Source organism: Sinomonas sp. (assembly GCF_036848755.1).
In the GTDB taxonomy this organism is placed as follows: Bacteria; Actinomycetota; Actinomycetes; order Actinomycetales; family Micrococcaceae; genus Sinomonas.
Genome location: NZ_DAIUJO010000100.1, coordinates 1 through 13786 on the forward strand (window position 1 = coordinate 1; position 13786 = coordinate 13786).

The 13786-nt window shown below is 73.9% G+C and carries 13 protein-coding genes; 4 read left to right on the plus strand and 9 right to left on the minus strand.

Going from position 1 to position 13786, the window contains the following annotated elements; all coding sequences use genetic code 11:
* The first annotated feature begins 144 nt into the window (after positions 1–144).
* Positions 145–537 (plus strand): plasmid mobilization protein, encoded by a 393-nt coding sequence (locus tag V7053_RS14555; protein WP_334172992.1) that lies wholly within the window; start codon positions 145–147, stop codon positions 535–537.
* Positions 534–2144, plus strand: a complete 1611-nt coding sequence (locus tag V7053_RS14560) for a relaxase/mobilization nuclease domain-containing protein (protein ID WP_334172993.1) — start codon at positions 534–536, stop codon at positions 2142–2144. The genes V7053_RS14555 and V7053_RS14560 overlap by 4 nt, the downstream gene beginning before the upstream one ends.
* Before the next feature lie 114 nt (positions 2145–2258).
* Here V7053_RS14560 and V7053_RS19095 read toward each other — a convergent pair whose 3' ends face one another.
* The 8 genes from V7053_RS19095 to V7053_RS14595 form a co-directional block, all read right to left on the minus strand.
* On the minus strand, positions 2259–2654 hold the full coding sequence (locus V7053_RS19095) for an MEDS domain-containing protein (RefSeq protein WP_443022625.1): 396 nt from the start codon (positions 2652–2654) through the stop codon (positions 2259–2261).
* Between the two features lie 376 nt (positions 2655–3030).
* Positions 3031–3591 (minus strand): hypothetical protein, encoded by a 561-nt coding sequence (locus V7053_RS14565; RefSeq protein WP_334172994.1) that lies wholly within the window; start codon positions 3589–3591, stop codon positions 3031–3033.
* Complete coding sequence (locus V7053_RS14570; protein ID WP_334172995.1) at positions 3591–4562, minus strand: ABC transporter permease subunit; 972 nt, start codon at positions 4560–4562, stop codon at positions 3591–3593. Before V7053_RS14570 ends, V7053_RS14565 begins: the two co-directional genes overlap by 1 nt.
* On the minus strand, positions 4555–5457 hold the full coding sequence (locus V7053_RS14575; protein WP_334172996.1) for an ABC transporter permease: 903 nt from the start codon (positions 5455–5457) through the stop codon (positions 4555–4557). The genes V7053_RS14570 and V7053_RS14575 overlap by 8 nt, the downstream gene beginning before the upstream one ends.
* On the minus strand, positions 5454–6233 hold the full coding sequence (locus V7053_RS14580; RefSeq protein WP_334172997.1) for an ABC transporter ATP-binding protein: 780 nt from the start codon (positions 6231–6233) through the stop codon (positions 5454–5456). The genes V7053_RS14575 and V7053_RS14580 overlap by 4 nt, the downstream gene beginning before the upstream one ends.
* Positions 6234–6300: 67 nt before the next feature.
* Complete coding sequence (locus tag V7053_RS14585; protein ID WP_334172998.1) at positions 6301–6927, minus strand: DedA family protein; 627 nt, start codon at positions 6925–6927, stop codon at positions 6301–6303.
* On the minus strand, positions 6924–7670 hold the full coding sequence (locus V7053_RS14590) for a phosphatase PAP2 family protein (RefSeq protein WP_334172999.1): 747 nt from the start codon (positions 7668–7670) through the stop codon (positions 6924–6926). Before V7053_RS14590 ends, V7053_RS14585 begins: the two co-directional genes overlap by 4 nt.
* A gap of 137 nt (positions 7671–7807) precedes the next feature.
* Positions 7808–10408 carry a DUF2156 domain-containing protein gene (locus V7053_RS14595; protein ID WP_334173000.1) on the minus strand — a complete coding sequence of 867 codons (2601 nt, stop codon included), beginning with the start codon at positions 10406–10408 and terminating at the stop codon, positions 7808–7810.
* A gap of 402 nt (positions 10409–10810) precedes the next feature.
* Here V7053_RS14595 and V7053_RS14600 point away from each other — a divergent pair, with 402 nt between their 5' ends.
* On the plus strand, positions 10811–11509 hold the full coding sequence (locus V7053_RS14600; RefSeq protein ID WP_334173001.1) for a response regulator transcription factor: 699 nt from the start codon (positions 10811–10813) through the stop codon (positions 11507–11509).
* Here V7053_RS14600 and V7053_RS14605 read toward each other — a convergent pair.
* Positions 11469–12911: a sensor histidine kinase gene (locus V7053_RS14605; RefSeq protein WP_334173002.1), complete on the minus strand. Its 1443-nt coding sequence runs from the start codon at positions 12909–12911 to the stop codon at positions 11469–11471. The two genes, V7053_RS14600 and V7053_RS14605, sit on opposite strands and share 41 nt — an antisense overlap.
* A gap of 185 nt (positions 12912–13096) precedes the next feature.
* Here V7053_RS14605 and V7053_RS14610 point away from each other — a divergent pair, with 185 nt between their 5' ends.
* Positions 13097–13432, plus strand: coding sequence for a hypothetical protein (locus V7053_RS14610; protein WP_334173003.1), 336 nt, complete (start codon positions 13097–13099; stop codon positions 13430–13432).
* Positions 13433–13786: the final 354 nt, after the last annotated feature.

A 13786-nucleotide genomic window follows, 5' to 3' on the forward strand; every position in this document is an offset into this window, starting at 1 on the left:
CACCGAAGGCCCCAGGGAGGAGCAAGCTATAGATTTACGTGCCCGTAAATGGCTTGGAAGCTCGACCCGGGGGTCGGGCTTCTGGCACACTGGCGTGTGAGTCCCCGAGGTTCGGGGTCGCTGCGCTGGGCCGGGAGGAGCGTCATGGGCGAGGCCAAGGCGGTACGGCGCCTGGGCAAGTCGCGCCGTGACAACGAGCGGGGCGGCCGCAAGGAGTACATCAAGGTCTGGTGCTCCCCGGAGGAGAAGGCCGCTGTCGTGGTCAAGGCCGAGCAGCAGGGTGTGACGCCGCCGCGCCTGCTGTTCGAGAGCGCCATGGCGCAGCCGGGGGAGACTGCTTTCGACCGGCGGAACCTCGCGCAGGAGCTGCTGGGGATCCGGACCCTTCTCGGGGCTGTGTCGAACAACGTGAACCAGATCGCCCGGCACGCGAACGCCACCGGAGAATTCCCCGATGACGCGGCCGCGGCGGTGGCCGCTGCGCGTCGTCTCATGGCCCGCATTGACGAGGCTGTGGTGCAGGTGATGCGCCCGTGATCCCGAATGTCACCAAGGGTGACCGCATGGTCGGGCTGATCAATTACCTGGTGGGCCCGGGACGTGCGAACGAGCACAAGGACCAGCGGCTGATCGCGGCGTCCGAGTCGATCGTCAGTGTAGAGGTCGGGCAGCGCCTGGACGCCGAGGCGGCCCTTGTACTCGGCCGTGAGATGGACATTCCCAAGTCCGTCTTCGGTGCCGGCAGGGAAGGGGCCAGGCACGTCTTCCACGTCTCGCTGAGCCTGCCTGCCGATGAGGGACGGCTCAGTGATGAAGCGTGGGGGAAGATCGCCCGCGGCTTCGCGGAGAAGATGGGTTTCACCGGCAGCGACGGCAAGCCGCCGTGCCGGTGGATCGCCATCCACCACGGGTCCAGCAAGGCGGGCAATGACCACATCCACCTTGCCGTCTCCATGGTCCGGGAGGACGGCACCCGGTGGAGCCAGCACAAGGACTTCAAGCGCGCCCAGGACGCCTGCGCGGAGCTCGAGGAGGAGCACGGTCTGCGCGTCGTGCGCGGGCTGCATGCCGAGCGCGGCTACCACCCCAAGGAACGGGAGCGCGCCGTCGCGATGGGCGTGGCAGAGCTGGACCGTGACCGGCTCCAGCGCGTCCTGCGGGCGGCGTCCACGGCGAGCGTGGACGAGGCCGAGTTCGTCCGGCGCCTGCGCCGTTGCGGGGTCCTCGTGCGACCCCGCTTCGCCCAGGGCGGCATCGGGGCCGTTGCCGGCTATTCAGTCGCTCTCCGGCCGGAGAGCAAGGCGGGGAAGCCGGTGTGGTTCGGCGGCGGAAGGATCGCCCGGGACCTGGCCCTGCCGCAGCTGCGCAAGGGGTGGAACGTCACGGACGAGACCGTGGCCGCAGCCCTTGTCGAATGGCAGGCGGCCGCCCAGGGGAAGCGCCCGACCGCCGAGGGCCGCGAGGTCCACGAGCCCACTGCCGCCGAGTGGGAGAAGGCCACCGCCGAAGTCGGACAGCTCTACGAGCGGATGAAGGCGATTCCGCTCGACGATGAGGCCCTCTGGGCCCAGGTCGCGCGCGAAACCTCCGGTGCCTTCGCCGCCTGGAGCCTGCGCACCGAGGCGGTGCCCGGGCCGCTGGCGGACACCGCCAAGGCGCTGGCCCGCACGGCCCAGCTGCGCCGCTTCCCGCCCCGGGTCGAGCACGCGCCGATGCCGAGCGCGAAGGGCGCGTGCATGCTGCTCATGCAGACCTCCGTGGGGCCGTCCACGGCAGCCGGGCACGCCCTGCTGCTGGCGCAGCTGCGCAACACCATGCGCGCCATCCACGACATGCACAAGACCGCCGGCAGGCTCGGCGACGCCGAGCGGGTCAGGGCCGCGGCCATGGACAAGCTCACCATCGTCCGCGGAGACCTCCAGGCCCTCCAGACCCAGCACGCGACCGCGCAGGCCCCGCCCTCCGCCGGGTCCCGCTGGCTCGCCGCTGCCCCGCGCGTGGAGAGCGAGGAGGAGAAGGTGCAGCGCCTCGTCGCCCAGGCATTCCCTGGGGCACCGACCCAGGCTCCTGGGGCCGCCCCGGAGCGGACCGTGGGGCCCGAGCCCACGCCCGGCAGGGACAAGGACCGAGGACGGGGCCGCTGACCATGCCGGCAGGGCCGCTCCCCAGTCATGAGCGGCGGCCGGCTGGCTCCAGGGGACTGTCTCGCGTCCGTTGACCTGCGGCCGTTCGGATCGGGCTGTGCCCCCAGTGCCCGGCTACCTGGTACCGGGTGCTCGGAGTCGGTGGAGCCGGCTCCAGCGGCGCTGGTGTGGGGCCAGATCGGGGTGGCAGTGGTTCTGGTGCAGCCTCATCAGGGCCTCCAGCGTCGGCGGGCCGGTCCGTGTGCGGTCGAAGGCGCACAGTGCGGTGATGGGGTGGGCCTTCATGAGTGTTCCGGCCTCGTCCTCCCACCGGGTCCATGCCTCCAGCTGCTCCGGGCGTGAGGCAAGGGCCGTGTTGTCGGCGGCGATGCACAGGCCGGTGTAGCCCAGGGCGGCCGCCTCTGCCAGGGTGGCTTCGAAGGCGGCGCGCGTCCAGGTGGGGTCGATGACGCGGGTGCTGCCGTAGGCCTCGGCGGTGCTCAGGAGCAGGAGGTCGCCGCGTTCGAGCAGGCGCTTGGGCCAGCGGCTGGCCTTGGGTCCTCGCTGATGAGGATCTGCCGTTCACCGCGGATGTGCCCCTGCACCAGGAACGAGGCGACGCGTCCTTCGAACTCTGCTAGGCCGGGGTAGGCCCAGGCGAGGTGTCGGGCGGGGCCGGGGGCCGCGGCCGTCGGGAGGCCGGTGTGTGCGCGCAAAAGGGGGGCCCTTCTCGGGATGCGGTGCGGGTGGCCAGTTCCGTCGCAGCCGCTGCCCCGGCGCGCCCTCGTCTGGACGTTGCCGGCCATGCTAGCGCGACGGTGGGCGGGGAGCTTGGGCCATTGGGCCTGTTCCGGCTGGATCCATTGGCGCTCGGCGCCGGCGGCGGTGTTGGTTCTGGTGGGGGGGCTCAGTCGAGCTTCTCTCCGGTGCCGGGGGACTTCGTGGCGGTGGCGAGGGTGGGGGCGTATCCGGTGGCGGCGGCCTCGATGGTGATGGTGACCTGATTGGTGGAGGTGCGGTAGAGGCTGTACTTGTTCTCGGGGTAGTGGCCGGGGCCGGTTCCGTTGTCGAAGTAGATGGTCTGGGACTGCTGGGGGGCGAGGGTGAGGCCGTCGAGCTTCTGGTAGTAGGACTCGGTCTTGCCGGTGGCGGTGTCCTTCATCGTGTAGTAGGCCTGCAGGCCGGTCATCGGCTGGGCTGTGGTGTTGGTGAGGGTGAACTGGATCCGGTCGGGGACGGGGGCCTTGGTGGTGGGGTCGGTGTTGTTCTCGGCGATGGCGTCGGCGATGGCGAGGCCGGTCTTGGTGCCGGTGGTGGGGATGGGGTTGGAGGTGGCGGGCAGGACCGTGGCGGCCGGTGCCGAGCTCGCGGGGGCCGGGCTGGATGCGGTGGCGCTGCAGCCGGTGAGCGCGGCGAGGCCGATCAGGGCGGCGGCGAAGGCGGCTGCGGGGCGGTGGGGGGTGGGCATCAGTTGGCCTTTCGTAGGAGGGTCTTCTTGCGGCCTGCTGCGAGGGCGGCGAGGGCGGCGGCGGCGAGGCCGGCCAGGAGCCAGAGGGTGTTGTTGAATGTCCCGGCCCACACCTGCGTGAGGGGCTGCTGGTTGTACTGGTTCTTGATGCCGAGGTAGGCGAAGGCGGCTCGTTCGTACTGCTTGGTCAGGGAGGTCTGCTCGATGAGGTCGCGGGCGGTCTCGTAGCCGGTGAAGTGGGCCATGACGGCCTGTTCGTGGGCCTTGTCGACCTGGAGGCTGGCGAAGAGGCCGCCGGGGACCTGGTTGTCGGGGTCCATGGTGTCCCCGATCTGGGGGATGACCAGAACCACGGTGAGCCAGAGGACGAGGGCGATGACGAGGCCGGTGCCGGGGCGGCGGCCGAGGGAGGCCAGGGCCATGGCGGCCAGGGTCCACAGGGTGAGGTAGGCGGCAGTGTGGGCTGCGGCGAAGGCGAGCCGGGCGTAGTCGGCGCCCTGAAGGGGGGCGTCGGCCACGAGCAGGAGGGTGGCGGTGATGACGGTGAACAGGGCGGCGGAGACGGCGGTCCAGACCAGGGCGGCGGCGAGGGCCTTGCCGCCGATCAGGGCGTGCCTGCGCAGGGGCCGGGTGAGCAGCAGCGGGAGGGTCTGGCCTTCCCTCTCCCGGGCGATCATGGTGTGGCCCAGGACGAGGGCGAAGAGGCTGCCGACGATCTCGAGGTACTCGATGCCGGCGCGGAGCATCTGCAGGGGGAACAGCTGCGGTGCCGGGGCGGTGACGGGGCTGCCGGCGGCCGTGAGCGCATCGACGTAGCGGTGGTAGTCGGCGAGCTTGACCCTGAAGTCCGCCGAGGCGACCACCACCGAGATGACGACGACGGCGGCCAGGAACACGCACAGGGCCAGGAGGAAGCGGCTGCGGCGCAGCGCGGTGAGCTCCTTGCCGGCGATCACGGTCAGGTCAGTCATGCAGGGCGCTCCTGGTCCGGCTGCGGCGGGTGGCGACCACGGCGGCGCAGCCGAGAGCGGCCGCCGTGGTGAGGGTGAGGAGGCCGCCGGCCGGGTCTGCGGCGGCCTGCGGGCCGCCCAGGAGGGCGGAGGCGGCCTGTTTGAACTGCTCGCCGAGGGAGAGCGGAGCGGTCAGGGCCGCGGTGAGGGCGAACAGTCCCGTCCGGTCTGCCGGGGGAGGGGCGACGGGGTTGAGGAGGCTGACCGGGTGCGCTGCGGTGCCGAGCAGGGGCAGGACGAAGACCACGACGCTCCAGAGCACAATGGGCAGCAGCAGCGCCGTGGCGGCGGTTCGGGAGTATGTCCCGGAGAGCATCCCGAGGGCGGTGAAGGGCAGCAGGAACAGCCAGCCCAGCCCGTGCAGCGCGGCGAGGCGGGCGCAGTCGCCGAGACCCAGCAGGTGCCCGGCGACGGCGCTGACGCAGGCGATGCTGATCAGTGCGGAGGCCGCCATGAGTCCGAGCATCGCGAGGGCGGTCCCGGCGAGCTTGGCCCCGAGGTACCCGGCCGGGGACCCCGGGCGGGCCAGGATCAGGTCTGCGGTGCGGGCCTGCCGGTCCCGCAGGGTGGAGCGGGCGCCGACGACGATGGCGAGCAGGGCGCCGATGAGGACGATGTAGACCACCGTGTTGCGTGCGTAGTACAGCGGCGGGAGCGCGTCGAAGGGGTTCGCCGCGGCGGTGAGCTGCTGCGCGACGGCCTCCCGGTAGACGGCGGAGACGGTGCCCCGGGCGGAGGAGCCGATGAACGCCGCGGCTGCGGTCATGGCGACGAAGACGGCCAGCAGCAGGTGGGGGAGCCTCTCCCGGCGCAGGCACAGCAGCTCGTGGGCGACGGCGGCCGTCCACGGGCTCATGCCTGCCCCGCCTCTGCCTGCCCCGCTGCGGCCTGCTGTGTTCGGGTGTGGCCGGCTTCGATGTGGAGGTAGATGTCCTCCAGGCTCTCCCGGTCGGGGAACGCCTCGAGCGTGGCGGCGACGGAGTCCTGGTAGACCAGGGTGCCGGAGCTGAGGATGCCGATGCTGGTGCAGGTGCGGGTGACCTCGGAGAGCAGGTGGGTGTTCATGAAGACGGTCATGCCCAGGTCCATGTTGACGCGGGTGATGGTCTCGCGGAGGTTCGCCACCCCTTGGGGGTCCAAGCCGGAAGTGGGCTCGTCGAGGAACACCACTGATGGTTCGTGCAGGATGGCCTGGGCGATGCCGGCGCGCTGGCGCATGCCCTTGCTGAAGGTGCCCATCCTCCGGTGCCCGTGGCCGGTGAAGTCCAGGAACCCCAGGACCTCGCGGATGCGGGCCTGGGGGCGGCGGAGGCCGGAGAGGCGTGCGAAGAATGCAAGGTTCTCGTCCAGGGTGAGGGCGTCGTAGAACTGGACGTTCTCGGGCAGGTACCCGATGCTGCGCCGTACCCCGGCCGGGTCGGAGGCGGTGTCGTGGCCGGCGATGACGGCCGTGCCGGCGGTCGGGGCCAGCAGGGTGGTGAGGATGTTCACCGTGGTGGTCTTCCCTGCCCCGTTGTGGCCGAGCAGGCCGAAGACGTCCCCGGCCGGGACGGTCAGGTCCAGGCACTTCAGTGCCTGGTGGGGCCCGTACGCCTTGGACAGTGCCGTCGTGGTGATCGCCGCCTCGCTCATGGCTGCGACGCTAGACGGGCGTCGATGAGAGGACGCTGAGAACTCCGGGCCGGCGCTGGCCGGCGGTTCAGGGCGTTTCGGCGGTCTCCCGCTCTCCGGCCCAGCGCCGGCGGCGGCGCCACAGGAGGAGGGCAGCCAGGACGGCCAGTGCCGTGACCACGGCCGCACCGGCGCCGGCGGAGCGTGCGACGGCGTCGTAGGAGGCTCCGGCGGCGAGCCCGAGGAGGACCGCTGCGCTGCCCCAGACGGTCCCCCCGACAGCGTTGAAGGCGAGGAACGACCTGTAGGGCATCTGGGCGGTGCCGGCCAGGGCGGGCATGACGGCGCGGAAGAAGGCGGTGAACCGTCCGAGGACGACGGCCAGGGCGCCCCTGTGCCGCAGCAGGTCCTGTGCCCGGCCGAGCCGGTCGCGGTGCCGGTCCAGGAGGCGTGCCTGCAGCAGCCGTGGACCGAAGCGCCTGCCGATGGCGTAGCCGACGGTGTCCCCGGCGATGGCTGCGACGACCACCGATGCCAGCATGGCCCAGACGGAGACGCGCCCGGTGGAGGCCAGTGCCCCACCGAGGATCGCCGCGGTCTCCCCCGGGATGACGAAGCCCACGAAGAGGGCGTCCTCGAGGAACACCAGGGCGAAGACCACGGCGCAGGCCAGGCCCGGCGGCATCTGCAGGACGGTGCCGGCAAACGCGCTCACCGCCGGCCCCCTTCCCCGGCGGGCCCGGGCTGCGGCCGTCCTTGGCGGCGCTCCAGGGCCTGTGCCAGACGGGGCCCCGCTGCCCGGTTCCAGACCGGCAGCCAGACCAGCATGGCAGCGGTGCCGACCAGGACCGAGCCGATGACGTCCGTGGGGTAGTGCACACCGAGGTAGACCCGGGACAGCCCGACAGCGGCGGTGAAGAGCACCCCGGCCGCCCCGGCCGCCCAGCGCTGCCGCACAGTGTGGGCCAGGACCAGGAACACGGCCAGGGCCAGGGCGAAGGCGAGGGCGGTGTGGCCGCTGGGGAAGCTGTCAGGGCGTGTCTCGGACACCAGGGCGTGCACGGCCCGGGAAGGGGGGCGCAGCCGGCCCACGAGCACCTTCCCGGCCTCGGAGCTGGCCCATCCGGCTGCGGTGATGGACCCGAAGGCCGCTGCGTGGAGGGGGCGGCGGCGCAGCAGCAGCGCCGCGCAGGCCGCCGCCGCCAGGATCACCCCGCCGACAGGGCCGAGGAAGTAGTGCACTGCCAGGGCCGCGGCAGCGAGCACCGGGTTCCGGTCCCGGCCCCAGGCGGCGTCGACCCCCAGCTCCGGGGTGAATGGGCCGTAGGAGGACGCGACAGCCCCGAACAGCACCGCAGCGGCGAACAGCGCCGCCCCGGCGGGGAGCCACAGCCATGACCGCAGCGGCAGGGCCGGCCCCGCCAGCAGCCCTGCGTGTCCCCGGTCGTCCTCTGCCATGCCAGTCCTCCCGCCTTCGCCTGCGGGCCCCTTCCGCCACGGCTCCGCCCCCCAGTGTCGGCCCCCGCAGCTGAGAGGATTCTGAGCCCCGCGGCCGCAGACCGCGGCCCCCGCGGGCACGGCAGTGCCACGGCCGGTCAGTGTGCCCGATCGGGGTCCTTCCCCGGCCGTGGCCGGGTCGGGGACATCCTCGGCCGTGTGCGGGGGCGGAGGAGCCCGGCGGCGATGCGGCCGAGGAGGCCGAGGTGCTGGGCGGCTGTGGCGTGGGGCAGGTAGGCGCGGGTGAGGGCGCCGGCGATCGCCGGCAGCGACGCCGGATCGGGGTAGGCCAGGTGCAGCGGTTCCCAGCGGGGGCCGAACTTGGCCTTGAAAGCGTGCAGGGCGCGGAAGCCGTAGACGGGCTCGAGGAGGGACCCGATCCGTCCCAGGGCGCGGTCGAGGGCCGAGTCGGCGGGGCCGGGGGCCCCGCTGTGGGCCAACGGGGCGCCGGAGAGGCTGAGCGTCTGGAAGCCCTGGTCCTTCAGGTCCAGTGCGGCGGAGGCGATGAGGAATTCCATCGCTGGCCGGAACCCGGTGCCGCTTCGGCGCATGAAGTCCAGGGTCCACCCGGTCACGGTGCCGCCGGCGTGGACGGGAAGCCATGAGGAGACGGCGTGCACCCTCCCGTGGGCGTCGATGGCGAGCAGGAGGCGCACGGCGGGTTCCTCCATCTCCTCGATGCCGCCGAGGGTGAAGCCCATCTCGGGCACGCCCTTGTCGGCGATCCATTCCTCGGAGATCGCCTGGATCTGCTCGCGCACGGCAAGCGGGGCCTGGGCCCAGGTGGTCCACTGGGCCAGGATGCCCTCGCGGCGGCCCCGGTTCAGGGCCGTGCGGGCGTCCTGGTGCCTCCTGCCGGCGAAGGACAGGGAGCCCAGGTCCAGTACGGCGTCCTCGGCGACCTGCACCGCCGCCCAGCCCAGTGCAGCCGCTGCCCTGCGGGTGTGCTCGGGGACGGCGTAGAGGCAGGGGGTCCAGCCGTTGGCGGCGCAGAACTGGGCGAATCCTGCGACCGCCGCCCGCTCGGCCGTGGTCGGGCAGACCGGCGGCCCGAGGGTGAGGGCGACGCCCGAGAGGGGCCGGTAGGCGATGTAGCCGGCGCCGTCGGGGGTGAACCAGTACCGGTTCCCGGCCCACGTCGTCATCCAGGACAGGCTGGTGGAGTCCGCCGCTGAGCCCAGCAGGCGCACGGCCCGGTCCCGGCCGGCCGTCCCGGCGGCGTCGGGAGGCTCGAGGAAGGAGGCCAGGGCCAGGGCCGAGGCGGCAGCCCAGAATCCGACCCCGGTCCCCTCGTACAGGAGGGTCGCCGGCACGCTCTCCGGGACGAAGGCGGGGGCGGTGTCGGTGAGGTAGCCCAGGGGAAGGAACCGGTCGGGGAGGTCGGCGAGCAGCTGGGCCGGGCCCGGAGGAGGGGAGAACCCGCGGTGCAGGACGAGGCCGCCCCCGTAGTACGCCAGCGCCAGCGCCGTGCCGGCGAACGCCAGCCGCCCGCCCAGCCGGACGTAGGCGCCGCGGGGGGCGCGGACGGTGAAGTGGGTGCGGACGGCGGCCAGCAGCACGGCCAGGGCCGCAGGGGTCAGCAGGGGCAGCACCAGGGCAGCCCGGTTGCGGAACATCCCCACGTCCACCGCCCCCGGCCACTCCCCCTGCGGCAGGGGGGAGGCCGGGGCGAGGGCCGCGGCGATGTACACGGCCGCGAGGACGGCCATCGCGGCCTCCAGTGCCAGCGCGCCGGCCCAGGCAGCCCGCCGGCCGCGGCGCAGCCCCTCGGCCAGGACCAGGAGCAGGACCGAGGGCAGCACCGCCATGAAGACCGCTCCTGCCCCGGCGCGCTGCTGCAGCAGCGCCGCGGCGCAGTCCCGCCCCTGGGACGGGTCGGCGCACAGAGCCTTCACTGTCTGCGGGTCCGTGGGCTGCAGGCCGGTGAACACCAGGTGCAGCAGGGCCAGCGGGCCCACAGCATGGGGCAGCAGCCCGGCCAGGACAGGGCCGACCGCGGCCACGGCCACGGCCACGGCGGTCAGGGTGCGCACCTCGCGGCGCGACACAGCCCCGGCCCGCAGCCGGGGCGCCCGCCCGTGCAGCGCCGGGCCGAGAGCGATGCCGGCGGCAGCGGCCAGGAGGCGGACCATGTCCGCGAGGGATCCGCTGTAGAGGACGAGCAGGGCAGCCGAGGCCAGCACGGCCAGGCGGATCCGCCGCCGCCACAGGGGGCCCATGCCGGCGGTGGCGGCCGTCAGCGCGCCCAGCGCCATCGCGCTCGGGCCCGCGAAGGAGTGCCCGAGCAGCTGACCGGACCAGGTCCCGCCGGTGGCCCTCAGGAGGTAGGCCAGGCCCAGCGCTGCGAGCACCCCGGCCGTGTGCGCGGCCAGGGCAGCGGCCGCGAAGCGCAGCGTCCCCAGCCGCCTCTCGGCGACCGCGCCGGCCGCGGGAAGCAGCGCGGCACCGAGGACGAACCCCGGAACCGTGCCCGGCCACACCGCGCTGGCTGCGACCGCCCACCACTGGGACGGGAACGAGTGCGCGGTGACCGCGGTCCCGGGCACGCCGGCCCACCCCAGCGTCCGGGCCGCGCCGGCCGCCACGAACACCCCAGTCAGGACCGCTGTCGCCGGGGCGCCGCCCAGCCACCTGCCCAGCCGGCGCCCGCCCAGAGCGCCCCCGCCTGTGCGCTGCGGTGGGGGTGTGCTCTCGTCCATCGGCGGCCCCCTCGGTGTGCTGTGCGGTGCGACCGGTCCCGGGCGCCGGGCCAGCGGGCCCGGGCAGGCGATCCTGTGTGCCCGGCTGTGCCCGGGCCGGGGGCCGCCCCTTTTCCCGGCCGCCGGCGCAGCCCGGGGGCTGCGAAGCCGGCGCCGATGGTGATGGAGTCCCGCCCGGGCGCACAGGGACCGGTTCCGGTCAATCTTCCCAGCAGGCTGCCCGGCTCCTGTCCGGGACGGTCCGGCCCCGCGAGGTGCTGGCTGCCTGCCGCGGTCCCGGTCCTGCCCCTCCAGTCTCGGCGGTGCCGCTGAGCTTAGGCTGAGCCGGGGCGGCCGCCGCCCTCTCAGGCACGGCTCAGCGCCCGGGTGGGACACTGGCGGGCGAGTGGGAGGAGCGATGCGGTGAGGCTGCTGGTGGTCGAGGACGAGAAGGGCCTGGCCGAGGCCCTTCGCAGGGGCCTGTCCAACGAGGGCTTCGTGGTCGACGTCGTCCATGACGGGGTCAGCGGACTGTGGGCCGCCTCGGAGAACCCCTACGACGCGGTGGTGCTGGACCTGATGCTGCCGCGGAAGAACGGCTACGACGTGCTGCGGGAGCTGCGCGGGCGGCACGTGTGGGCCCCGGTGCTGATGCTCACGGCCAAGGACGGGGAGTACGACCAGGCCGACGCGTTCGACCTGGGCGCCGACGACTACCTGACCAAGCCGTTCAGCTTCGTGGTCCTGGTCGCCCGGCTCCGGGCGCTGATCCGCAGGGGAGCCCCGGAGCGGCCTGTCGTCCTGGAGGCAGGGACGCTGTCGCTGGACCCGCTCACCCGCAAGGTCATGCGGGGGGACGCCCCGGTGGAGCTGACGGCGCGGGAGTTCGGGCTCCTGCAGTACCTGATGCGCCGCCGGGACGAGGTCGTGTCGAAGGCCGAGATCCTGGACAATGTCTGGGACCCGGCCTTCGAGGGCAGCGACAATGTCGTGGAGGTCTATATCGGCTACCTGCGCCGCAAGATCGATGCACCCTTCGGACTGGCCACGCTGGCGACGGTGCGCGGGATGGGGTACCGGCTCAGCGCCGACCGGCCGCCCCGGCGCCCGGGGGGCCGCTGAGGCCCTGAGGCTGCGCTGGCAGGCGGATCTCGAACCTGCAGCCTCCGCCGGGGGCGTCGCCGGCGGTGATGGTCCCGCCGTGGGCGGCCGTGATCCGTGCCGCGATCGCCAGGCCCAGCCCGGCGCCGCCGGACTCCCTCGAGCGGCTCTCGTCCAGGCGGACGAACCGCTCGAAGATCCTCTCCCGCTCGGCGGCAGGGACCGGGTCCCCGTCGTTGTCCACGGTAAGGGACACCCCCTGCGGCCCTTGGGCGAGGCCGACCGTGATGCTGGTGCGGGCGTGCCGGGCGGCGTTGTCCAGGACGTTGCGCAGGACCTGGCCCAGCCGGGCCGCGTCCCCGCTCACGCGCACCGGCTCCATCGGGCCCGCCTCGATCCGGAGCCCGGTCAGGGCGCGCAGCCGGCGCACCTCGGCATCGACGAGGTCGTCCAGGTCCACGTCCCCTGCCCGGACCCGCAGGCCCCCGTCGTCGGCCCTGGCCAGGGTGAGCAGGTCCTCGACCAGGTGCCCCATCCGGGCGGCCTCCTCGCCCAGGACCGGCTTCATCTCCTCCCAGGTGTGCCCGCTCGGGTCGGCCGCGGCGACCTCGATCCCGGCCGAGAGGGTGGCCAGCGGGCTGCGCAGCTCGTGGCTGGCATCGGAGACGAAGGCCCGCTGGGCCCGGTCGGAGTCCTGGAGCCGGGCCAGCATGGCGTTCATCGTCACTGCCAGGCGGTGGATCTCGTCCCCGGTGCCGGGCTCCTCGACCCGCCCGTCCAGGGCGGCGGCGTCGATCCGGTCCACCTGGGAGCGGATCCGCTCGACCTGGCGCAGGGGCCGTCCGACGAGGACCCACACGGCGACCCCGACCAGGACCAGCAGCAGCGGACCGGCCCCGAGCAGGAACCATGCCACCGTCGAGACGGTGGCGGCCTGCACCTGCACGGTGGAGGCGACCACGACCGTGTAGGGCCCGCCCTGGCCCTGGACGCCCAGGGCGACGACCAGGAAGGCGTCGGGGTCGCCGATGCTGGCCAGGCTCGAGACGTCCTGCACGGTCACCGTGCCCGGGGCCGGCCGCGCGGCGGTCAGGGGGGCGCCCTTAACCGCGGCCTCGGACGCGGCCACGACCGTGCCCTGGGGGCCGATGACCTGCACGTACTGCCCGGCCGAGGCCGTGGCGGCCAGGGTCTGGGCCGCCTCGCCCACGTCCTGGCTGGCGATCTGGTACGCCACGTCCTGGGCCCGGTGCCGGGCGGAGGACTCCGTGGTGGTGATCAGGGAGTGCTGCAGGAGCACCAGCAGCAGGACCCCGCCCAGCACCAGCGCCGCCCCCACCACCGCGACGGCCACGGCTGTGGCCCACCTCCGGATGCCCCATACGCGCCCCGGCCGGCGGGGCCGGCCATGCTGCTCTCCCATGGATCCACGATCGCGCCGGGAGGGCCCGGGCGCCTAATCGCGGGCACGGCGTCCTCAACCGCCCCACAGCAGGCCTCAGCGTCCCCTCAGGCCCGTGCGCGCACGGTGGATCCATCGCCGCCCCGCCTGGGACGGCGGGACACCGGCCCCGGCACACGGGGCCACGGACAGAAGGGAACACCGCAATGAGAAGGACCAAGGACCTCGGACAGGTGCTCACCGCCCTGGACCTGAAGAAGAAGGCCGCCCTCGGCGCGGTCGGCGCCCTCGCGCTGGCCGGCCTCGGCGTCGGCGCCGCGAACGCCGCCACCACCCCCACGCCGGCCCCGCCGGCCAGCTCGGCCACCGCGGACGCCCCCACCCCCGGGGACACCCCCGACAGCCCCGGCACCGCCGCGGACACCCCCGAGACCGGGGGGACCGCGGACCCGCAGGGGCCCAACCAGGGACCCGACCAGGGTCCGAACGTCCAGCAGACCGGAGACCACACCGACCCCGGCGACGCCCCCGGCACCCCGTAGCCGGCCCGCGCCGGGCACCCCAGGCCCGGCGTGCACGTCTAGCAAGGAAGGAAACCGACACGGCCCCGGCGGGCAGCCCCCTCCCGCCGGGGCCCACCCGCATCCGGTCCGCGGCCGGACACCAAGTGCCGTCGGCCCCGCCACCGCCAGCGCCATGGCCGGAGCCGCATGGACCGCCGCCCCTGCCCAGTCCACGCCGGTCCTCCGCCGGCGGCTCCTGCGCCATCCGCTGCCCGGGGCCGTTCTTAGAGGTTTCTCAGCCGCCGTGGCGCAGCATGGCCCCATGGAGCACAGCGACTGCACACACCCTGAGGAGCGGGCGCCGGGAACTGGCGGTGCCGGCACAGCGGAATG